This window comes from Frigidibacter sp. RF13 (genome assembly GCF_026626305.1).
Classification (GTDB): Bacteria; Pseudomonadota; Alphaproteobacteria; order Rhodobacterales; family Rhodobacteraceae; genus TMP-24.
The window spans coordinates 605,165-626,512 of sequence record NZ_JAPNUE010000001.1 but is presented as its reverse complement, the minus strand read 5'-3'; the positions used below and the strand labels follow the sequence as shown (position 1 = coordinate 626,512).

Genomic DNA, 21,348 nt, shown 5'->3' with positions numbered 1-21,348 from the left:
TGTCGCGCCCCTATAGTCGGGGCAAAGACGAAAGACGGAATGCCATGCTTGCCCCCTATGCCTGCCAGCCCGATCAAAGCCGGGGCAGGCTCTTTCCCGAACAGCTCTCGACCTTCCGCTCGCCCTTCCAGCGCGACCGCGACCGGATCATCCATTCCTCGGCCTTCCGGCGGCTGAAGCACAAGACGCAGGTCTTCGTCGAACATGAGGGCGATTATTACCGCACGCGCCTGACCCATACGATCGAGGTGGCGCAGGTCGCCCGCACCATCGCCGCGACGCTTGGGCTGAACGTCGAACTGGCCGAGGCGGTGGCCCTGGCCCATGACCTCGGCCATCCACCCTTCGGCCATACGGGCGAGGATGCTCTGGCGGTCTTGATGGAACCCTATGGCGGCTTCGACCACAATGCCCAAGCCTTGCGGATCGTCACGCGGCTGGAACGGCATTACGCCGATTTCGACGGGCTGAACCTGACCTGGGAAACGCTTGAGGGCATGGCCAAGCACAATGGCCCGGTGATCGGGCCGAATGCGAGCGGATCGCATTCGGTCGCGGACCCTGCGCTCATGCCTTACGCTTTGGCCGAGGTGAATGGCCGGATCGATCTGGAACTTGCGACCTTTGCGAGTGCCGAGGCGCAGGTGGCTTCGGTCGCCGATGATGTGGCCTATAATCACCACGACCTGCATGACGGGCTGCGGGCGGGGCTGTTCACCGAGGACGATCTGATGGACCTGCCGGTGACGGGGCCGGCCTTTTACGAGGTCGATCAGATGTACCCGGGCCTCGATCCGATGCGGCGGCGGCATGAGGCGCTGCGGCGGGTGTTCGGGGTGATGGTCGAGGATGTGATCGCGGTGGCGCAGAACCGGCTGCAGGCGAGCCAGCCGCAGTCGGCCGACGCGATCCGGGCGATGGACGGGCCGATCATCCGGTTTTCGAAGCCGCTCTATCAGAACCTGAAGGCGATAAAGAGTTTCCTCTTCACCCGCATGTACCGGGCGCCGACGGTGGTGGTGGAGCGGAAGCGGGTGACGGCGGTCGTGAACGACCTCTTTCCGCTGTTCCTGAAGGAACCGGCGCTTTTGCCGGAGGAATGGCAGGCGGATGTGGCGGCGGCGGCGGACGAGACCGCGCTCGCCCGCGTGGTCCTTGATTATGTGGCAGGCATGACCGACCGGTTCGCGCTGCAGGAGCATGAGAGGCTGGTCGGGGCGGCGTGAGAGGGAGTTTCGTCCCGCCTTTGGCGGGCCGACCCGCCGGGGGGCCAGCCCCCCGGACCCCCCGAGGTATTTCAGCCAAGATGAAGGGGGATGGTTCTATCCTGCGCTTTGGGCAGGCTCCCAGAGCTCTATCGGGTTGCCTTCGGGGTCGTGGATGCGGGCGAAGCGGCCGACCTCGGGCATGTCCCAGTCGGGGTTGGTCGTGACCTCGATCCCGGCGGCGCGGAGGGCGGCGAGAAGCCCGCCGAGATCGCGGACGCGTAGGTTGATCATCCATTGCCGGTCGGCCGGGAAATAGTCGGTATCGGCGGCGAAGGGCATGAAGACGGTCGGTCCCGCCTCCTGCTGCCAGGGTGTGGTATAGTCGATGTACGTGCCGAGATGGCTGCGATACCAGTCCTGAAGGGCGGCGGGGTCCTTCGCGCGGAAGAAGATGCCGCCGATACCGGTCACGGGCATGGGAACCTCCGCATTTGTTCTGCAAAGACTATCAACTGGCGAGGCGAACGCCAATCTTCGGCTCAGGCGAGGAATATCCCCAAGATCACCAGCATCAGCCCGAGGCCGGAGAGGAGGACGGCGCCGATGTTGAGGGCCACGACCTTCTGCAGGCGGGCGCGCAGCTCGTCGTCAGAGAGGCCCGCCTTGCGGGCGCGGGCGACGGTCAGGATGCACCAGACGAGCCCCGCCACACCCAGAAGCGTGACGCCTGCGCCGATCCAGATCAGGATGTCCATCTTGCCCTCGCTCAATCTTTAGCTTTCCGCCTAGCCCGAACCGGGGCGCCGGGCAAGGGCTTGCCGGGCCTTGGTGCGGGGCCCTTGAAGCGGGCGCCCGCGCGGTCTAGTCAGGGGGCCTGATCCGAAGGAGACGCAGATGAACGCCGCCCCGCCCGATGCCTATAGCGTGACCGCCGACGAACTGAAGCAGTTCATCGAGCAATTCGAGCATCTGGAGGCGGAGAAGAAGGACATCACCGAGCAGCAGAAAGAGGTGATGGCCGAGGCCAAGGCGCGCGGCTATGACACCAAGGTGATGAAGAAGATCATCGCGCTGCGGAAGCGCGACAAGGACGATCTGGCCGAGGAAGAGGCGGTGCTGGAGGTCTACAAGGCCGCGCTCGGCATGAGCTGAGCGGGGCCGGGGTCCGGGGTCAGGGCCGGATCACGCTCAGGCCGGGCAGGGTGCAGATCTCCTCCCATTCGCGCAGGTAGCGTTCTGTGATCCGTGCGACGATCTCCTCTGTCCAGCCGGGCAGGGTGATGTCCATTTCCATCTGATCCGGCCGCCCGTGCGCGATCAATGCCTCGCTGACCCTTGCGCGGTACTGGGCCCGATCGGCGGGCGCAGCGTCCGCCAGCGATTGCTGGAGCGCCGCGAGACCTTCGTCGGTCAGAAGCGTCGCGACCAGATCGAACTCGCCCTCCATCGGCGCCTCTTCGGTCCAGCCGGTGATCGCGCGCAGCACCTCGGGCCAGATGAGCGGCGTATCTTCATTGCACCAGACGGTGACCGGCAGCTCCAGACCTGCGTCGCAGATACGGCGCATCGTATGCAGCCAGCTCAGGTGAACAGCGTCGGCGGCGGCGATTATGTCGGAGAGCGACGCCGCATCGGCCAGTGCTGAAAGTCCAGCGATCAGCGTCGCCGGATTGCATAGCGCGATGGAGAACTCGACCTCATGGTCGAGGAACAGGTTCTGAATGGTCTTCATCCGGCTGGGCGCCTGGACATAAAGCCCTGCCTCCGAGACGGCACGGGTCGGCATGGCGATGATGCTTTCGTGCGACAGGACCAGCCGCCGAATGGCGTCGCTGTCGGTGATGGTGTCGATCAGCGCCTGCTGCGCAACGGTGCTGGCTCGTCCGCCGCCGAGCGCGTTGAGCGCATCGCGGATGAGCACACGGTACTGGCGCGGCGCCGGAACATAGGTGCCCTGCGCGGCCAGGCTGCCGCGGTTCTTCAGCACCGCGCGGATCAGGCGGCTGTCGTCCGTCGCATGGACACCAAGGTGAAAGTTGATCCGCATCGTCCTGCTGGTTCTGCCCGTTTGGCCCGCACCTTATATGGGTGTATCGCGCGAGGAAACCGCCCTGCGTTCGCGCGGGGCGGCTAAATTGCCGCCATGCTGGCTGCGATATCGAAAAAGGCCCGCACGAGTTTGCCGCCCTTGCGTTCACGCAGGCAGATCAGCGCCTCGTCCATGCGGACATGGCTGGTGCCCTCGACCGGGATCGCGACAAGTCTCGGGTCGGGGCCGAATTCGGCAGCGGAGACAAAGCCGATGCCTGCGCCCGAGGCCACGATCTCGCGCACGGCCTCGCGGCCCTCCGCCTCGATGGCGGCTAGGAGCTGAATGCCGGCCGCCGCTGCCGCCTCCTCCAGCTTGGCCCGCGTGCGAGAGCCGCGCTCGCGCATCACGAGGGGTGCGTCGGCCAGATCGGCGAAGGTGAAGCTGGCGCGGCTGGCAAGCGGATGTGTCTTGGCCGTGAAGGCGACGATCGGTGTCGAATTCAGCGCCAGATAGTCGAAATCGCGGCTTTGCGGGATCTCGCCCAAAACGCCGATATCGGCCTCGTAGCTGTAGAGGCTTTCGATCACATTGTCGCTGTTGCCCGCACGCATCGTGATGCGAACCCCGGGATACTTCTCGCGAAAACGCGCGAGGATATGGAGAAGATGGTGGGCGCTGTCGGCAACGATGCGCAACGTGCCCGATCGCAGGGCGCGCGCCTCGGACAGAAGTTCCAGTGCCTGCTGCTCTTGCTCGAAAAGCCGCCTTGTGATGTCGAGAAGCCGTGCGCCTTGCTCGGTCAGGATCACCTGCTTCTTGTGGCGATTGAAGAGGAGGACATCATATTCCTCCTCAAGCTTCCTCACCTGATCGGAGATCGCGGGCTGGGTGAGGTAGAGTTCCTCTGCCGCGCGCGAGAAGCCGCCGCAGATCGCGACATAGTGAAAGGCGCGCAGCTGGACGTATCGCATGTCTCTCCTCCTGGCTTCGCGCGGATCATCTACAAGTCAGGCTTATATGACAATACAAAATAACGATTTTACAGATATATTGGGGCGTGAGACATACGGGGACGAACAAGGTTCTGCAGGGTGCATCATGCTCCATTCCCCCGAAAATGCCCTTCCCGCGCCGCGACTTGGCGAGCCCTATCTGTTGACGCCCGGGCCATTGACCACGGCCTATGAGGTGAAGGAGGCGATGCTCAGGGACTGGGGGTCGTGGGATGCAGATTTCCGGGCAATGACCAGATCGCTTTGCGATCAGCTTCTGGCGCTGGCGGGGGATCGCGACGGAGAGTTCGCCTGCGTGCCGATGCAGGGGTCCGGGTCGTTCTGCGTCGAGGCGATGCTGGGCACTTTCGTGCCGCGCGACGGCAAGGTTCTGGTCCTGGCGAATGGTGCTTACGGGCTGCGCGCCGCCGAGACGATGAAATATCTGGGCCGGGCGTACACGTTGATCGACAAGGGTGATTACCTGCCGCCGCGCGGTGACGAGGTTGGGGCGGCGCTTGATGCCGATCCGGCGATCACCCATGTGATCGCCATCCATTGCGAAACCTCAAGCGGCATCCTGAACCCGGTCGCCGAGATTTCCGAGGCGGTCTATGCGCGGGGGCGCAAACTGCTGATCGATTCGATGTCGGCCTTTGGGGCGCTTCCCCTGGACGTGACCGAGATCCGCTATGAGGCGATGGTGTCGTCGGCCAACAAGTGTATCGAGGGCGTGCCGGGTTTTGGCTTCGTCATCGCGCGGAAGAGCGAGCTTGAGGCGGCGAAAGGCAACAGCCATTCGCTGGCGCTCGATGTCTATGCGCAATGGGCCTATCTGCAAAAGACCGGCCAGTGGCGCTATACGCCGCCCACTCATGTGGTTGCGGCCTTTCTGAAGGCGCTGGAGCTGCACGCGGCCGAAGGCGGGGTCGCGGGACGCGGCGCGCGCTATACCAGGAACCGCGACGTGATGGTCGAAGGGATGCGCGCGCTTGGTTTCGAGACGCTTCTGAAGGATCGCTGGCTTTCGCCGATCATTGTGACCTTCTTCTGCCCGGCTGATCCGAATTTCGTCTTTTCAACCTTCTACGATCTGATGAAGGCCAAGGGTTTCATCATCTACCCGGGCAAGCTGACGGTGGTGGACAGTTTCCGCGTCGGCTGCATCGGGCGGATGGACGAACATGTGATGCGGAAGGTGGTTGGCGCCGCGAAAGAGGCGCTTGCCGAGATGGGCGTCGCCTCGGCCGCGCCGCCCGCGGCAGCGATTGCCGAGCGCGCGAAACTCGCCGCCTGAGGCGGCAATGGATATGTGACGGAAGGACCAAGAATGAACATGATCAATCGCGCGCCGGTGATGGCCAACGATCGCGCCTATCCCTGGCCCAAGGTCCCGGCGGTGGCGATCTGCCTTGACGGCTGCGAACCTGCCTATCTAGAGGTGGCGATCGCCGAAGGGCTGATGCCCACCCTCAAGCGCATCCGCGAGACCGGGACCGACCGGCTGGCGCATTCGGTCATCCCGTCCTTCACCAATCCCAACAACCTGTCGATCGCCACCGGTCGCCCGCCGGCCGTCCATGGTATCTGCGGCAACTACCTGTACGAGCCGGAAACCGGCGAGGAAGTCATGATGAACGACGTGCGCTTCCTGCGTGCGCCGACGGTCTTCAAGGCCTTCTACGACGCGGGCGCGCGGGTTGCCGTGGTGACGGCGAAGGACAAGTTGCGCGCGCTTCTCGGTGCGGGGCTTAAGTTCGACGAGGACCGGGCGATTGCCTTCTCCTCCGAACGCTCGGGCGACACCACCAAGGCCGAACACGGGATCGACAAGGCGAGCGACTGGCTCGGCCGCCCGGTGCCAGAGGTCTATTCGGCCGACCTGTCCGAATTTGTCTTCGCCGCCGGGGTCAAGCTTCTGCGCGAGTGGAAGCCCGACGTGATGTATCTGTCGACGACCGACTACATCCAGCACAAGTTCGCACCCGAAGAGAAGGGGGCGAAGGATTTCTATGAGATGTTCGACCGCTATCTGGCTGAGCTCGATGCGCTAGGCGCGGCGGTTGTCGTCACCGCCGATCACGGCATGAAGCCCAAGCACAAGGCCGACGGCTCGCCCGCGGTGATCTATGTGCAGGATCTGATGGACGACTGGCTCGGCAAGGACAAGGCCCGGGTCATTCTGCCGATCACCGACCCCTATGTCGTCCATCATGGCGCGCTCGGCTCGTTCGCGACGGCCTATCTACCGCAGGGCGCGGATCGGGCGGCAGTGATGAAACGGCTGGCGGATCAGCCGGGCATCACGCTCGTGGTGACGCGCGAGGAGGCGGTGAAACGCTTCGAGCTGCCCGCCGACCGGATCGGCGATATCGTGATGATCTCGGGCGAGAACATGACGATCGGCACCTCGGAACATCGCCACAACCTTGCCGCGCTGAAGGAACCGCTGCGCAGCCACGGCGGGCTGACCGAGCAGGAAGTGCCCTTCATCGTCAACCGCAAGATCGACCTGCCGAACGCGCCCAACTTGCGCAATTTCGACGCTTTCTATTATGCAACCACGGCGGCGGCGGTCTGAGCCATGCTGAAACGCAAGCCCCCCATTGAACTGCGCCACGAGGCAATGCGGATCGCCGGGCGCAAAGTCGACACGAAAGACCGGGTGCCGGTCACCTATCCCTACACTGGCGAGGTGATCGGTTCGGTCCCGGCCGGGCAGGCCGAACATGCGCGCGAGGCCTTCGCGATTGCCGCTGCCTACAAGCCCACGCTAACCCGTTATGAGCGCCAAAAGATCCTTTTGAACGCAGCGAAGATCATCAGTGACCGCAAGGCGGAACTGGCGCCGATCATCACGGCGGAACTGGGCATATCGCTTTCCGATGCGATGTACGAATGCGGGCGGGCCTATGACGTCTACACACTCGCAGGGCAGATGTGCATCCAGGACGATGGCGAGATCTTTTCCTGCGACCTGACGCCCCACGGCAAGGCGCGCAAGATCTTCACCATTCGCGAACCCTTGCGGGCGATTTCGGCGATCACGCCGTTCAATCATCCGCTGAACATGATCAGCCACAAGATCGCCCCGGCGATTGCCACCAACAATTGCATCGTCTGCAAGCCGACCGAGCTGACGCCGCTGACCGCGCTCTGGCTGGCGGACGCGCTCTATGAGGCCGGGTTGCCGCCTGAAATGCTGTCGGTGGTGACCGGCTGGCCCGCCGACATCGGCGACGAGATGATCACCAACCCCGATTTCGACCTCATCACCTTCACCGGTGGCGTGCCGGTCGGCAAGATGATCGCGGCGAAAGCGGTCTATAAGCGGCAGGTGCTGGAACTGGGCGGCAATGACCCGCTGATCATCTGCAATGACCTCTCCGACGCCGACCTTGCCAAGGCCGCCGACCTGGCGGTGGCGGGGGCCACGAAGAACTCGGGCCAGCGCTGCACAGCGGTGAAGCGCATCCTCGTGCAGGAAAGTGCTGCCGACCGGTTCGTGCCGCTGGTGCTGGAACGGGCGAAGCGGCTCAGGTTTGGGGATCCGATGGACCCGGCGACCGATCTAGGTTGCGTCGTCCATGAGCGCGCGGCCGAGACATTCGAGAAGCGGGTGTTCGCGGCCGAGAAGATGGGGGCAAAGGTGCTCTACCATCCGGGCCGCCAAGGTGCGCTCTTGCCGCCGATCGTCGTCGATCATGTGCCGCATGAGAGCGAGCTGGTGATGGAGGAAACCTTCGGACCCATCGTGCCCATCGTCCGGGTGCCTGACGACGATGAAGCGACCATGGCGATTTCGAATTCCACTGCCTTTGGTCTTTCGTCCGGCGTCTGCACCAACGATTTCCGCCGCATGCGCGCCTATATCGACGGGCTTGTCGTTGGCACGGTGAACATCTGGGAAGTGCCTGGCTACCGGATCGAGATGTCGCCCTTCGGCGGCATCAAGGACAGCGGCAACGGTTACAAGGAGGGGGTCATCGAGGCGATGAAATCCTACACCAACGTCAAGACATTTTCGCTCCCGTGGGGTTAGGGACCATCCCTCCCACGAACTGGCGGGGCCTCGGGGTGCCTGTGCGGCCCCGTGGCCCCGCCTCTTTCCTGATCAGGCCCGATGATGACAGCGATCACCCATACCGAAGGCGAATCAAACACCTCCGAGGCGCGCCGCGCCTGGGCGGCGAAACATCCCGACGCGGCGACGCGCGATCTCTTGCGGCGCGACGGTGAGGCCTTCCTGCACCAGTCGCTGTCGTCGCCCTGCGTTTCGACCATCGCGCGCGCCGAAGGCATCTGGATCGAGGATACCGCCGGGCGGCGCTACATGGACTTCCACGGCAATTCCGTCCATCACATCGGCTATGCCCATCCGCGCGTTGTGGCGGCGATCAAGGCGCAGCTTGACGCGCTGAGCTTCTCGCCCCGCCGCTTCACCAACGAGGTTTCGGTGGAATTGGCCGAACGGCTGGCCGAACTGGCGCCCGGCGATCTGGGCAAGGTGCTGTTCACGACAGGCGGGTCCGACGCCAACGAGGTGGCGCTGAAGATCGCCCGCGCCGCCACGGGCCGCTTCAAGACACTGAGCTTCTGGGATGCCTTTCACGGTGCGGGCTTCGGTTCGGCGAGCGTGGGCGGCGAGGCGACCTTCCGCAGCCATATCGCCGGACCCTTGTTGCCCGGCGCCGAGCATGTCGCGCCCTTCAACTGCTACCATTGCGCCTATGGCCATCCGGGGCCGCAGGCTTGCGCGCTCGCCTGTGCGAAGATGGTCGATTATGTGCTGGAACGCGAAGGCGACGTGGCCGCCGTGATCGCCGAGCCGATGCGTGCAGTGCCGACAGTGCCGCCGCCGGGCTATTGGCAGGCGGTGCAGGCGGCCTGCAGGCGCCATGGAACGCTTCTGATCATGGATGAAATCCCCACCGGCCTCGGCAAGACCGGCCGGATGTTCGCCTTCGAGCATGACGGGATCGTCCCCGACATCGTGACGATGGGCAAGGCGCTGGGGGGTGGGATCCTTCCCATCGCCGCGGTTGTGGCGCGGCGCGATCTGGATGTCTGCGGCGATTTTGCCATCGGCCATTACACCCATGAAAAGAACCCCGTCACTGCACGCGCGGCGCTGGAGACGCTTGCCGTCATTCGCGACGAAGGGCTTGCCGAGCGCGCCGCCGAGTTTGGCCGCCATGCGCTCGACCGGCTCGGCGAGCTGGTCGGGGATTGTGCCATCGTCGGCGACATAAGGGGCAGGGGGCTGATGTTCGGGGTCGAGATCGTCTCTGACCGCGCTGCGCGCACGCCCGACCGCGCCCGGGCCGAGCGCATCTATTACCGCTGCCTGGAAGCGGGCCTGAGTTTCAAGATCAGCGCAGGCTCGGTCCTGACGCTCTCGCCGCCCCTTGTCATCGCCCGGCCGGACCTCGACAGGGCGCTTCAGATCGTGGCGGAGGCGATTCGCGCCGAGGCGGCCTGAGGCCGACCGAAATCTTGTTTGTTTTCAACGCCCGCCGGTGTCGGTGCGGCGGTCTTTCTGTTGGTGCGGGGCTCGCAACGATCATCGAAAAATCCAACCATAATATAAAATAAATAGATTTTACTTATTCATCCCCCCTTCGCACAATCAATTTGGAAGGTGCCGGGAAGGCAGGTTTTACCGCGCTGTCACGAACGGCCGCTACCTGAAGAACGAAATCCGGGGCGTGGTGCCACCGGGTTCGCCCGCAAGCAACGCCTGCCTTGGGCTGACATGGGGAGTAGAATGGGACTGAAGACATCTCTGGCGCTGGGCGCCCTCGCGACGGTTCTGAGCACGACCGCTCTTTGGGCCGAAACCGAACTGACCGTCTATACCGCGATCGAGGCCGAAGACCTCGAACGCTATGCAGCGGCCTTCAACGCCGAACATCCCGATATCAAGATCAACTGGGTGCGCGATTCCACCGGCGTCGTGACCGCGAAGCTGCTGGCTGAAAAGAACAATCCGCAGGCCGACGTGGTCTGGGGCCTCGCCGCGACCTCGCTTCTGGTCCTGAAGACCGAAGGCATGCTGGAACCCTATTCGCCCGCGGGCCTCGACGCGCTCGACCCGCGCTTCAAGGATGGCGACAATCCGCCCTCCTGGGTCGGCATGGACGCCTGGGTCGCCTCGGTCTGCTACAATACAGTCGAAGGTGAGAAACTGGGTCTGACGCCGCCCACAAGCTGGGCCGACCTGACGAAGCCCGAATATGCCGGCCATATCGTGATGCCGAACCCGGCCTCGTCGGGCACCGGTTTCCTCGATGTCTCGTCCTGGCTGCAGATGATGGGCGAAGAGGGTGGCTGGGCCTATATGGACGGGCTTCACCAGAATATCGCGGCCTATACCCATTCCGGCTCGAAGCCCTGCAAGATGGCAGCGGCGGGCGAGACGGTGATGGGCGTGTCCTTCGCCTTCCGCGGCGCCAAGTCGAAGAACGAGGGCGCGCCGATCGACGTGATCGTGCCCGAGGAAGGCATCGGCTGGGACATGGAGGCGACCGCGATCGTCGCGGGGACCGATGCGCTCGATGCGGCCAAGACGCTGGTCGACTGGACGATCTCTCCGGCCGCGATGAAGGAATATAACGTGGGTTATGCAGTGCTTGCGATCCCGGGCATGGCGCAACCGGTCGAGAACTATCCGGCGAACGTGTCGGAAAAGATGATCCAGAACGATTTCGAATGGGCGGCGAACAATCGCGCGGCCATTCTGGAAGAATGGACCAAGCGCTACGACTCGAAGTCCGAGCCGAAGAACTGATCCCTCTCCCGGGCGCGCCGATCCGGCGCGCCCACCCCCTGACCGGATGAGCATGATGAACGCACTGACCGCAGACGCGCCGCGCGCGGACGCTGCCGACCCCTACCTGAAGATCGACAGCTGCTGGAAAGCCTTTGGCGAGTTCGTGGCGCTGAGGGATATTACGCTCGACATCCACAAGGGCGAATTCGTCTGTTTCCTCGGCCCCTCGGGCTGTGGCAAGACCACGCTTCTGCGCGCCATCGCCGGGCTTGATCCGCAGACGCGGGGCACGATACGGCAAGGCGGCCGCGATATTTCGGCGCTGCCCGCGTCACAGCGCGACTACGGCATCGTGTTTCAGTCCTACGCGCTTTTTCCGAACCTGACGGTCGAGCGGAACATCGCCTTCGGGCTGGAAAACACCGGGCGTCCGAAGGCCGAAATTGGTGCCCGCGTGGCGGAATTGCTGGCTCTGGTCGGCTTGCCCGAGCAGGGCAGAAAATATCCCGCCCAGCTTTCCGGTGGCCAGCAGCAACGGATCGCGCTTGCCCGGGCCATCGCGATCAATCCCGGCCTTCTGCTGCTGGACGAACCGCTCTCGGCGCTTGACGCGAAGGTCAGGGTGCATTTGCGACATGAAATCAAGGAATTGCAGCGTAAACTTGGTGTAACGACGATCATGGTGACCCACGATCAGGAAGAGGCTTTGTCGATGGCCGACCGGATCGTGGTGATGAACCATGGCGTGATCGAGCAGGTCGGCACGCCGACCGAGATCTATCGCGATCCGGCGACGCTGTTCGTTGCCGATTTTATCGGCGAAACCAACAAGATAGAGAGCGTCTTTGACAAGGGTGCGGTGCGGGTCGGCCAGGCAGTGCTCGCAACCGGCGCGAAGGGTCTTGCCGACGGGGGGGCCGTGACAATGGCGGTGCGACCCGAGGACATCCTGCCCCTTGCGGCCGGGCATGAGGCGCGGCCCGCGCCGAACCATCTGAACGTGACGGTGACGTCGATGGAGTTCCTCGGCTCCTACTGGCGGACGCATTTGACGAGCGATTCGTTGGGGGAGACGCCTTTGGTCGCCAATTTCTCGATGAATGCGGTCCGCAGGCTGGGGATCGAACCCGGTGCGGCGCTCACGGTGGAACTGCCGGCCGAACGCGTGCTGGCCTTCGCGCGGGGCGCCTGAGATGGCGGAGACTTCGACCCTTCCCGCCGGTCGCGCCGTCAAGCTGAAGCTCGACCGAGACGGGATCGTGAAGCGCGGCTTCATGGCGCTGATCGGGCTTTACCTCTTCGCCGCGCTGGCATTGCCGCTCTATGCGATGCTGTCGAAAAGCTTCGTGACCTACGGCTTCGACCTCACGCGCTATGAGTTTCAGGTCAGCGATGAGAGCGGCACGGTCTGGGGCGATCCCGTCAGCGCGGCCAGCCTGAACGACGCCTTGGGCAAGTTCTCTGATGCCGACCTCGCCTCTTCCTCCGACGGGCGGCTCGCGGTCACCGATCTTTTCCCGGATTTCAGCTTCAAGAGCCCGGTGAAATACCGCCTGCGCAGCACAACCGCTGACGCGCCCTATCTTGTCGGCCTCGATCTGCAGCGCACGACCGACTGGCAGGAGTTCGACAGCAACACGTTCCGCAGGGTGAACCTCAGGCCGGTGACGACTGTCGGGCTGCAGAATTATGTGGAGTATTTCTCGAACCCCGCGCTTTTCTCCTCGATCGAGAATTCGCTCTTCATCTCGGTGATTTCCACGGTCCTGACTGTCGGTCTCGCCTTCGGCTTCGCCTATGCACTGAACCGCAGCTGCATCGCTTTCAAGGGCACCTTCCGGCTGATCGCGATGATGCCGATCCTGGTGCCGTCGCTTCTGCCCGGCATCGCGCTTATATATCTCTTCGGCAATCAGGGGTTCCTGAAGGGCCTTCTGATGGGGCAATCGATCTATGGGCCTTTGGGTATCGTCATCGGCTCGGTCTTCTTCACCTTTCCGCACGCGCTGATCATCATCTCGACCGCGCTGTCGATCGCGGACCAGCGCCAGTACGAGGCGGCGGAAAGCTTGCGCGCCTCCAGTTGGCGGACCTTCTGGACGGTCACGATCCCCGGGGCGCGCTATGGCCTCATATCGGCGGCCTTCGTGACCTTCACCCTCGTCATCACCGATTTCGGCCTGCCCAAGGTGATCGGAGGCCAGTACAACGTGCTGGCCATCGACATCTACAAGCAGGTGATCGGCCAGCAGAATTTCGAGATGGGGGCGGTCGTGTCGGTCGTCCTGCTGATCCCCGCGGTCTTCGCCTTCATCATCGACCGGCAGGTACAGAAGAAACAGGTCTCGCTTCTGTCGGCGCGCTCGGTGCCCTATCAGCCGAAGCCCAACCGGCGGTTCGACATGCTGATGTTTCTCTGGTGCCTGATCGTAGCGTTCTTTATCGCCGGGATCATCGCGGTCTGCCAGATGGCGGCACTGGTGAAATTCTGGCCCTATGATCTGAGCCTCAGCCTGAAGAATTACGCTTTCAACCGCATGGACGGCGGTGGCTGGGCGGCCTACTGGAACTCGCTGCAACTGGCGGCCATGACCGCCGTTGCGGGCACGGCGATCATCTTCACCGGCGCCTACATGGTCGAGAAGGTCGACGGGTTCCGTGCGGGCCGCGCGCTTTTCCAGTTCTTCGCCATGCTGCCGATGGCCATTCCGGGGATGGTGCTGGGGCTCGCCTACATCTTCTTCTTCAACGACCCGGCCAATCCCTTGAACTTCCTCTATGGCACGATGGCGATACTGGTCATTTCGACAGTCACCCACTTCTACACGGTCGGGCATTTGACGGCGCTGACCGCACTGAAACAGATCGACGCGGAGTTCGAGCCGGTGGCCTCTTCGCTGCGGCAGCCCTTCTGGCGGCTGTTCGCGCGGGTCACGGTGCCCGTCTGCCTGCCCGCGATCCTCGATATCTCGATCTACATGTTCGTGAATGCGATGACGACGGTTTCGGCGGTGGTCTTCCTCTATTCGACCCATACGGCACTGGCTTCGGTCGCGGTCCTGAACATGGATGACGCGGGCGATATCGCACCGGCGGCGGCGATGGGGATGATGATCTTCTATACCAACGCCGCGGCACGCATCCTGCACGCTTTCGCATCGCGGCGCATCCTCGGCCGGACGCAGGCCTGGCGCGCGCGCTGACGGCCTAGCGGCTTCGGCGCGCCAGCACCATGCCCGCGAGGATCAGCGCAACGCCCGCCGCCTTGGGCAGAAGGCCATCCGACTGACCAAGCGCCAGATCGAGCGCAACGCCCGACACCATCTGCCCGGCGATCACCAGCATCGCGGTCAACGTGGCGCCGATGCGTGCGACGAGCCAACTGCCCGAGGCCACGAAGAGGACACCGATCGTGCCGCCAAACCAGGCGGTGACGGGCGCGTCCGGCCAGCCGCCGGGCATCAGCCCGCCCCAGAGAAGCGCGACGGCTGAAAGGAACAGGAACCCGACAAGATGGTTCCAGAAGGACGCCGACATCGCCGAGGTGGCGAGCGAGAGGCGCCCGTTGATCGCCCGGCTGACCGAGACGAGCGTGCCGCCGAGAAGTGCGAAGAGGATCGGTTGCAGCATCGGCGCCTCAGGTAAAGATCACAAGAAGACTGCCCGCGAGGATGAGTGCAAGCGCGGCAAGGTCGGTCGCCCCGATCCGGCGTGCGGGCAGGCCGAACCAGCCGAACCGGTCGGAAAGAAGGCTGAAGCCCGCCTGCCCGGCAAGCCCGAGCGCCAGCGTGCCGGAAAGTGCGAGGAAACTGTTCACGGTCGTTGAGGTCAGCATGACCGTGACCGCGCCGGAAAGGCCGCCGAGATAGGCCCAGAGCGGCGCCTTGCCTGGCCTTGCGGATGGTTTCCGCCCGGCACGGAGCAGAAGAAGAAAGATCAGCGCCGCGACCGTACCGGTGCCATGCGCCATCCAGGAGGCGAAAAGCGGGGTCCCCTCGCGCGCCCACTGGCCGTTGAAGAGCACCATCAGCGTCAGAAGTCCGCCCGAGGCGAAGGCAAGGGGATAGGCAAGGCGGTTCGGCATGAAAACATCCTAGACTGGCGCCAACTCCTAACCCGCAGCAAAGCCGGGAACAATGACTCGCCCTGGCGGATCGTGCGCATCCATCTTCACCGTCGAATGTTCGAAGGCCCCAAGCAAACGCAGCAGCGGCACGCCCATCATCGGCGCAGCGATGATAGGCCGGCACGTTGCAGAAACAGGCCGGAACCGTTCAACGAAGCGAGTGTAAGAAATGGCGGACCCGGAGCGATTCGAACGCCCGACCCCCAGATTCGTAGTCTGGTGCTCTATCCAGCTGAGCTACGGGTCCGTTGGGAGCGGCATTTAGCCCCCCCGCCGGGGCAATGCAAGGGCCAAACGTCCGGGATCGGAGAGGAAATTTCGCTCACACGGCGGCTCATTCGGCGGGCTGGATCGAAACCGTCTGGCGCAGCGCGCCGGTCGCGGCATCGAAGATCAGGAAGGCGTTGCCGTCGGTCACCACGCCGATCCAGCCTTGCCCATAGGTAACCGCCGCGGCGGAGGCGCCTGCGGGCAGGGTGATGCGGTCGGGCAGGGTGGGGAGGGCGCCGGGCGCGGCGGTGCCGGGTGCAGTGGCGCCGGGGAAGCGGGTGACAAAGATAACGATGATGGTTAGAAGACCCGCGATCATCGTGGCGGTCAGGACCGTCACCAGGCGTTTGAGGAACTTCAGGTCCGGCGGCAGGGCGTCTATCCCGGTTGCGGGCCGGTCCTCGGGCAGGGAAGCAGGCTTCATGTCGGACATCAGAACCCCCGTTCTCAGCGTGGTGATCGGGCCGAACCCGCCGGAAAGGCTTGATAAGGCCTTGGCGCGCGATGTGCCAGAGGAAGCGTCCCTCTCGCGTTCGCGGCTGGCGAAGCTTCTGGCTGAAGGCGCGGTCCGCAAGGCGGGCGAGGTGGTGACGGACGCCAAGGCGAAGGTTCACGAGGGCGACACATTCGAGATCGCGGTCGGTGCCGCCGAAGAGGTCGAGACCCGCGCCGAAGAGATCGCGCTGAGCGTCGTCTGGGAGGACGCGGACCTTATCGTCATCGACAAGCCCGCGGGCATGGTCGTCCATCCTGCGCCCGGCTCGCATTCGGGGACGCTGGTGAATGCGCTGCTCCATCATTGCGGCGATACACTGTCGGGCGTGGGCGGCGAGAAGCGGCCCGGCATCGTCCACCGGATCGACAAGGATACGACCGGGCTTCTGGTGGTGGCGAAGTCCGACCGTGCCCACCACGGACTGGCCCGCCAGTTCGAGAAGCACACCGTCGAGCGGCGCTATCTGGCGCTGGTGAACGGTGTGCCCGACCAGAACGACCCGCGCCTGCACGGGGTGAAGGGCACGAGCTTCGAAGCGGGCGGCATCTTGAAGATCACCACCCAGCTTGCCCGCCACAAGACCGACCGGCAGCGGCAGGCGGTGCTGTTTCATGGCGGGCGTCATGCGGTGACGCGGGTGCGAGTGGTCGAGGCTTTCGGCACGCCGCCTGTCGCTTCGCTCGTCGAATGCTGGCTTGAGACAGGGCGCACCCATCAGATCCGCGTACATATGGCCCATGCGGGTCATGGACTTCTGGGCGACCAGACATATGGCGGGCGGCGGAAACTCTCGCCGAAGGCGGTGGGCGAAGGCGCGGCCGAACAGGCGGCCGCTTTCCCGCGTCAGGCGTTGCACGCCGCGACGCTCGGCTTTGTGCATCCGGTCACCAAGGCGGACCTGTCGTTCGAAAGCCCTCTGCCTGCCGATTTCGCCGGGCTGCTCGACGCGCTCAGGGGCCAAAGACTGAGCGGCTGAGCCTCAGCCCGCGCCCCCTCAGCCCGCGCATTGGCGCATCTTCTTCTGCGCGGACTTGCCGCTGTGCCAGCCCATGTCGAAGACCGGCTTGCCCTTCAGGATCACGCGAAACGCCTGCCGGTCGAGGAACAGATCGCTCGCCGCGGCGATATCGAGCGGCACGGTGAAAGTGATCGCGCCCATGCCACCCTCGATCCGGTGGTTGAAGGCCTTGACCGTTTGCGGCGCGCTGTCGGTCTGTTCGAGCGTCACCTTGACCTTCTTCATGCCGTTCGGTGCAGGAACGCCGGGGCCCATGAAGGTCAGGAACGTACCTTCCTTGTCGCCTTTCTGGCCGCCGATGGCGATCGCGCCGTCGAGGGTGGCGAAAAAGGCTGTGCAGCGGCGGTGTTGCGCATCGCCGGATTTGGAGAACTCCCATTTGCCCTTCTTGTAGGCCTGATAGTTCGGGTCGCTTTCGAGCTTCGCGCGCGCCTCGGCTTCCTGTTTGGCCGCATCCAGTGCCAGGAATATCCAGCCGATCTGCGCGTCGACCTGGGCCTGCAGCGGATCGTATGGCGGGGCCGAGGGCGCATAGCCGCCGCCGTCATAGGCGGGCTCCTCCGGTACCGCCTCGCACAGCGGCACCGACGCCACGCCGTTGCCGGCTTGGGTCATGCCCACCACGCGCTGGCCGGGCGCGTCGCCCCCACAGGTGAAGTACTGCGCTTGGGCGATGGCAGGCAGCCAAAGCACGGCAGCGACAAGTGCCGGGAAAAGGCGGAGGGGGCGAATAGACATGCAGGCTCCTGAGGCAATTGGTTGGCGCAGATGGGCACAAGGCGCGGCGGGAAGGAAAGTCATGGAATCCCGACCGAGTTGCACAGGTTCTTTTGTGACTGTGCGAAATGGCGCTGCGCCGAGGTCGATCTTCGCAAAACCATCGTAGAGCCGAGAGTTGGCTGTTACGTTTGCGCGCGATGGCGGAAGCGACCCTCAGAAGGAGATAGATGATGCGTCGCACACTTCCTCTCGTCAGCCTCGCCGCGCTGCTCGCGCCCCTGCCGGTCGCGGCCGAGGATTTCGGTGTCATGGTCGACCGGATGCGCGCCGAACAAAGTGCGGCACTCTTCGGCTTCGCCGCGCCGCTCGCAGCCTCGGCCCCTGAAACGGCGGAAGACTTCCGCACACCCGACCAGACCGCCGGGGCGCAGGTGCTGCTGGCCGAGGGGCTGACCGCCACCTACCTGACGCGCGAGATCGCCAACAAGGCCGACATGATGTCACTTTTCCCGGCGGAAGAACCCACGCACCTGATCGTCTGCATCGAGGGCGACCGTGAAGAGATCGCGGCGGGCAAGCTGAACCCGTCGCTGCAGTCGGTGGCGCTCGATAGCGGCGCGGTGAAGACTTTGGTGCGCGGCATGCAGGGCTGCGACGGTATCCGCGCCACGCCCTGGGGCACCATCCTTGCGACCGAGGAGGAAGACGACGGCGGCGCCTATGAAATCTTTGATCCTCTGGCGCTAGAGAATGTGGTGATCAGCGACCGCGCCACCGGCGAGGCGAGCGACCCGCGCGTCGTGCGGCGCATGGCGCTGCCGACCATGGCCTGGGAAGGGCTGACGATCACACCTGAAGGCGTCGTGATCGGCGGCGACGAACTGCGCCCCGGCACGGCGAATGCCGATGCCGATGGCGGTGCGATCTTCAAGTTCGTACCCGATACGGCCGCGACCGGCGGACCGGTTACCGACCCTGCCGCCTCGCCCTTCGCGGCCGGGATGACCTATGCGATGCAAGTGTCGTGCCGTGACAACAAGATGCAGGCCGGTCAGGGCTGCGAGATCGGCAACGCGGGCTGGATCGCTATCGATCCGCTGATCGCGCGCGCCGATGCCGATGCCAAGGGCGCGACCGGGTATTATCGCCCCGAGGATCTGCATGCCGATCCGGCCTATGCGGGCGAGGGGATCCGCTTCTGCTGGGCCAATACCGGCAACGAGGATGCCGGCAATTTCGCCGAGGTCCTGTGCGCCACCGACCTCACGCCGATGGACATTCCGGTCGTCGATGCCGAGGGCAAGATCGCCTTCACCACCGAGGTGAACCGTTTCGTTGAAGGTGACCGCGAGGCCAATTCCTTCGACAATCTCGCTTTCCAGCCGGGGACGGGCCTCCTTTACGTGGTCGAGGATCATCCGAACGGTGATATCTGGGCCTGCCTGCCCGACGGTGCGGACCGCGACATCAAGTCCGACGGCTGCGCGCGCATGCTCTCGGTCGCGGACACGTCGGCGGAACCCACGGGCTTCATGTTCTCCGACGATGGAGCGATGGCCTGGGTGAACATCCAGCATTCCGACGACGGCCAGATGCCGATGGTCGACGATTATGCGACGGACGACCTCTTGATCATCACCGGGTTCAAGCCGACCGGCCAGTGAGCCGCGCGCTCAGACACAAAGAAGGGCGCCTGGAGGCGCCCTTCTTTCCAGTATGGCCTATGGTCAGTAGCTCATCCATACCGCAGGGCTGTCGATCACCTTCTCCGGCATACACTTCTTGCCGGTCTGCTTGCGGCATTCCTTCAGCGCCTTGGATCTCGCCTGCCTGCCATTCTTGCCCCAGTCGGAGAACAGCGTGCCGTCGGCGGCGACTACAATGGCAAGCGATCCGTTGGCGACATCCGTGCCCTGGCGGCAGTCCTGGAAGCCTCTCCTCCGGCACTCGCCAAGCGCCGCATTGATCGCCTCATCGACGCTCGGATAGTCGACGGCATAGGCATAGGTCGCGCGGCCGTCCGCTTCGTTTCCCCAAGCGATCGCCGCGAACCGTTCCGACCAATAGCCGCTCGGGCCCGGAGCGTAGCCGCCGCTGCCCGCGGGCACGCAGATCGGTACTTCGGCTATGCCCGACGCGCCGCCGCCCGAGGTGCCGATCATCACCTCGCCCGGGCCCGGGCCGCTGGGGCAAGGATAGCCCTGAGCGGCGGCCACCACCGGCATAAGGCCAAAGAGGGCAAAAGCGGGCAGGGCCGTCCGGGCAAGGGTTGCCCGGTTGAGGAGGGGGAGGGGGTATTTCATCAACGTCGCCATTGTCAGTTGTTCTCTGCGGGCGTTCCTAAAAGCTGCAAAACGGACCGTATAGTCTGGAATTCCCGACGCTCGCCGCTCGCGGCGGCTGAAATGGCTGTGATCTGCGGACATAATCCGCCTTTTGTCGATGCCCGATCGATCACCCGGGGGTAAGGTCTTTCTGTCCGATCTGGAACCGCGACGCCGGTTCGGGTCTTGTACGGTCAGGCTGTGCGACATAGGTTCTCCAGCCCAAGCCCGCGAAAGGGTCCGCGATGACGAGCTACACCAACCTTCCCGCCCCGAGCCCCGAACAGGGGCTGAACCGCTATCTGCAGGAGATCCGCAAGTTCCCGCTGCTGGAGCCGGAAGAGGAATATATGCTGGCCAAGCGCTGGGCCGACCATGAGGACCCGAAGGCGGCGCATCAGCTTGTGACCTCGCACCTGAGGCTCGCGGCCAAGATTGCCATGGGCTATCGCGGCTACGGTCTGCCGCAGGCCGAAGTGATATCAGAGGCGAATGTCGGGCTCATGCAGGCGGTGAAGCGGTTTGATCCTGAACGCGGCTTCCGGCTTGCGACCTATGCGATGTGGTGGATCCGCGCCTCGATCCAGGAATATATCCTCAGGTCGTGGAGCCTCGTGAAACTCGGCACCACCTCGGCGCAGAAGAAACTGTTCTTCAACCTCCGCAAAGCCAAGTCGAAGATCGGCGCGCTGGAAGAGGGCGATCTGCGTCCCGAGAATGTCGCCCGGATCGCGCGCGATCTGAACGTGACCGAGGACGAGGTGGTCGACATGAACCGCCGCCTGTCGGGGTCGGACGCCTCGCTCAACGTGACCGTCGGGGCCGATGGCGAGGGCGGGTCGCAATGGCAGGACTGGCTTGAGGACGAGGATGCCGATCAGGCGACAGCCTATGCCGAGAGCGAGGAACTGGATGCGCGCCGCGCGCTTCTGGTTCGCGCCATGGATACGCTGAACGAGCGCGAGAAGGACATCCTGATGCAACGGCGCCTGCAGGACGAGCCGGTGACGCTTGAGGACCTGTCGGCGCAATATGACGTGAGCCGCGAGCGGATCCGGCAGATCGAGGTCCGCGCGTTCGAGAAGCTGCAGGCGCGGATGCGCGATCTGGCGCGCGAGAAGGGCATGTTGACCGTATCCTGACAGCGCGCGGCCCGTCGTGCGCTTCGCTTCTCCTCGGGGAGGGACGAGCGCCCGAAGGCCGCGAGGAGCGGCCATTTCTGCAGTGCTTCCCTCCCGTCGGTCTCCTCGTGCGCTGGCGCTTCTCGTCGACACGCGAGGGGCGCACGAGGTGCGACGACGAGCGGCGGGTTCTTGATTGACCAATCAAATCGTTAAAATTAAAGGAGATTTTTCTTGCAGCCCCCGGGCGGCGGCGCTAGGTCAGCGCC

Annotated in this window: 21 protein-coding genes and 1 tRNA gene; 12 read left to right on the top strand and 10 right to left on the bottom strand. The window is 64.3% G+C overall.

From position 1 onward, the window contains the following. Window positions 1-44: 44 nt before the first annotated feature. On the top strand, window positions 45-1,226 hold the full coding sequence (locus OU426_RS03040; protein ID WP_267632367.1) for a deoxyguanosinetriphosphate triphosphohydrolase: 1,182 nt from the start codon (window positions 45-47) through the stop codon (window positions 1,224-1,226). A gap of 96 nt (window positions 1,227-1,322) precedes the next feature. On the opposite strand, the gene OU426_RS03035 is transcribed toward OU426_RS03040, so the two are convergent. Both OU426_RS03035 and OU426_RS03030 read right to left on the bottom strand, forming a co-directional pair. Then, window positions 1,323-1,685 (bottom strand): VOC family protein, encoded by a 363-nt coding sequence (locus OU426_RS03035; protein ID WP_267632366.1) that lies wholly within the window; start codon window positions 1,683-1,685, stop codon window positions 1,323-1,325. Between the two features lie 62 nt (window positions 1,686-1,747). Next, entirely contained in the window at window positions 1,748-1,963 is a 216-nt protein-coding gene (locus OU426_RS03030) for a hypothetical protein (protein ID WP_267632365.1), read from the bottom strand. Between the two features lie 139 nt (window positions 1,964-2,102). Between OU426_RS03030 and OU426_RS03025 the strand changes: the two genes are divergently transcribed. Next, window positions 2,103-2,360, top strand: coding sequence for a DUF2312 domain-containing protein (locus OU426_RS03025; protein WP_267632364.1), 258 nt, complete (start codon window positions 2,103-2,105; stop codon window positions 2,358-2,360). A gap of 19 nt (window positions 2,361-2,379) precedes the next feature. Here the strand turns inward: OU426_RS03025 and OU426_RS03020 are convergent, their stop codons facing one another. Then, complete coding sequence (locus OU426_RS03020) at window positions 2,380-3,255, bottom strand: hypothetical protein (protein ID WP_267632363.1); 876 nt, start codon at window positions 3,253-3,255, stop codon at window positions 2,380-2,382. A gap of 83 nt (window positions 3,256-3,338) precedes the next feature. Then, window positions 3,339-4,211 carry a LysR substrate-binding domain-containing protein gene (locus OU426_RS03015; RefSeq protein WP_267632362.1) on the bottom strand — a complete coding sequence of 291 codons (873 nt, stop codon included), beginning with the start codon at window positions 4,209-4,211 and terminating at the stop codon, window positions 3,339-3,341. Window positions 4,212-4,338: 127 nt separating this feature from the next. Between OU426_RS03015 and OU426_RS03010 the strand changes: the two genes are divergently transcribed. The 7 genes from OU426_RS03010 (at window position 4,339) to OU426_RS02980 (ending at window position 14,207) form a co-directional block, all read left to right on the top strand. After that, on the top strand, window positions 4,339-5,529 hold the full coding sequence (locus OU426_RS03010; RefSeq protein ID WP_267632361.1) for a 2-aminoethylphosphonate--pyruvate transaminase: 1,191 nt from the start codon (window positions 4,339-4,341) through the stop codon (window positions 5,527-5,529). Between the two features lie 33 nt (window positions 5,530-5,562). After that, complete coding sequence (phnA, locus tag OU426_RS03005; RefSeq protein WP_267632360.1) at window positions 5,563-6,813, top strand: phosphonoacetate hydrolase; 1,251 nt, start codon at window positions 5,563-5,565, stop codon at window positions 6,811-6,813. A gap of 3 nt (window positions 6,814-6,816) precedes the next feature. Continuing rightward, the gene (gene phnY, locus OU426_RS03000) at window positions 6,817-8,274 is read left to right on the top strand and encodes a phosphonoacetaldehyde dehydrogenase (protein ID WP_267632359.1); all 1,458 of its coding nucleotides are present in this window, start codon (window positions 6,817-6,819) and stop codon (window positions 8,272-8,274) included. Between the two features lie 84 nt (window positions 8,275-8,358). Further along, window positions 8,359-9,714, top strand: a complete 1,356-nt coding sequence (gene pbfA / locus OU426_RS02995; protein ID WP_267632358.1) for a (R)-1-hydroxy-2-aminoethylphosphonate ammonia-lyase — start codon at window positions 8,359-8,361, stop codon at window positions 9,712-9,714. A 285-nt stretch (window positions 9,715-9,999) separates the two neighbouring features. Next, window positions 10,000-11,022: a putative 2-aminoethylphosphonate ABC transporter substrate-binding protein gene (locus tag OU426_RS02990; protein WP_267632357.1), complete on the top strand. Its 1,023-nt coding sequence runs from the start codon at window positions 10,000-10,002 to the stop codon at window positions 11,020-11,022. A 55-nt stretch (window positions 11,023-11,077) separates the two neighbouring features. Next, window positions 11,078-12,196, top strand: coding sequence for a putative 2-aminoethylphosphonate ABC transporter ATP-binding protein (locus OU426_RS02985; protein WP_267632356.1), 1,119 nt, complete (start codon window positions 11,078-11,080; stop codon window positions 12,194-12,196). 1 nt (window position 12,197) lies between these two features. Next, window positions 12,198-14,207: a putative 2-aminoethylphosphonate ABC transporter permease subunit gene (locus tag OU426_RS02980; RefSeq protein ID WP_267632355.1), complete on the top strand. Its 2,010-nt coding sequence runs from the start codon at window positions 12,198-12,200 to the stop codon at window positions 14,205-14,207. A gap of 4 nt (window positions 14,208-14,211) precedes the next feature. Here the strand turns inward: OU426_RS02980 and OU426_RS02975 are convergent, their stop codons facing one another. The 4 genes from OU426_RS02975 to OU426_RS02960 all read right to left on the bottom strand — a co-directional run bounded on the left by OU426_RS02975 (window position 14,212) and on the right by OU426_RS02960 (window position 15,833). Next, window positions 14,212-14,634 carry a DMT family transporter gene (locus OU426_RS02975; protein ID WP_267632354.1) on the bottom strand — a complete coding sequence of 141 codons (423 nt, stop codon included), beginning with the start codon at window positions 14,632-14,634 and terminating at the stop codon, window positions 14,212-14,214. Window positions 14,635-14,641: 7 nt separating this feature from the next. Then, complete coding sequence (locus OU426_RS02970) at window positions 14,642-15,088, bottom strand: DMT family transporter (protein ID WP_267632353.1); 447 nt, start codon at window positions 15,086-15,088, stop codon at window positions 14,642-14,644. Window positions 15,089-15,300: 212 nt separating this feature from the next. Next, window positions 15,301-15,377 (bottom strand) — tRNA-Arg (locus OU426_RS02965). A gap of 87 nt (window positions 15,378-15,464) precedes the next feature. Beyond that, a complete protein-coding gene (locus tag OU426_RS02960; protein ID WP_324289794.1) occupies window positions 15,465-15,833 on the bottom strand; it encodes a DUF6476 family protein in 369 nt (122 codons plus the stop codon). Between OU426_RS02960 and OU426_RS02955 the strand changes: the two genes are divergently transcribed. Further along, complete coding sequence (locus tag OU426_RS02955; protein WP_267632352.1) at window positions 15,823-16,872, top strand: RluA family pseudouridine synthase; 1,050 nt, start codon at window positions 15,823-15,825, stop codon at window positions 16,870-16,872. The genes OU426_RS02960 and OU426_RS02955 overlap by 11 nt on opposite strands. A gap of 18 nt (window positions 16,873-16,890) precedes the next feature. Here the strand turns inward: OU426_RS02955 and OU426_RS02950 are convergent, their stop codons facing one another. After that, a complete protein-coding gene (locus OU426_RS02950; RefSeq protein WP_267632351.1) occupies window positions 16,891-17,652 on the bottom strand; it encodes a hypothetical protein in 762 nt (253 codons plus the stop codon). Between the two features lie 212 nt (window positions 17,653-17,864). Between OU426_RS02950 and OU426_RS02945 the strand changes: the two genes are divergently transcribed. Further along, window positions 17,865-19,298, top strand: coding sequence for a PhoX family protein (locus OU426_RS02945; RefSeq protein WP_267632350.1), 1,434 nt, complete (start codon window positions 17,865-17,867; stop codon window positions 19,296-19,298). 63 nt (window positions 19,299-19,361) lie between these two features. Here the strand turns inward: OU426_RS02945 and OU426_RS02940 are convergent, their stop codons facing one another. Further along, window positions 19,362-19,937: a DUF4189 domain-containing protein gene (locus tag OU426_RS02940; RefSeq protein ID WP_267632349.1), complete on the bottom strand. Its 576-nt coding sequence runs from the start codon at window positions 19,935-19,937 to the stop codon at window positions 19,362-19,364. A gap of 266 nt (window positions 19,938-20,203) precedes the next feature. On the opposite strand from OU426_RS02940, the gene rpoH reads away from it, so the two are divergent. Further along, on the top strand, window positions 20,204-21,100 hold the full coding sequence (gene rpoH / locus OU426_RS02935; RefSeq protein WP_267632348.1) for an RNA polymerase sigma factor RpoH: 897 nt from the start codon (window positions 20,204-20,206) through the stop codon (window positions 21,098-21,100). The last annotated feature ends 248 nt before the right edge of the window (window positions 21,101-21,348 follow it).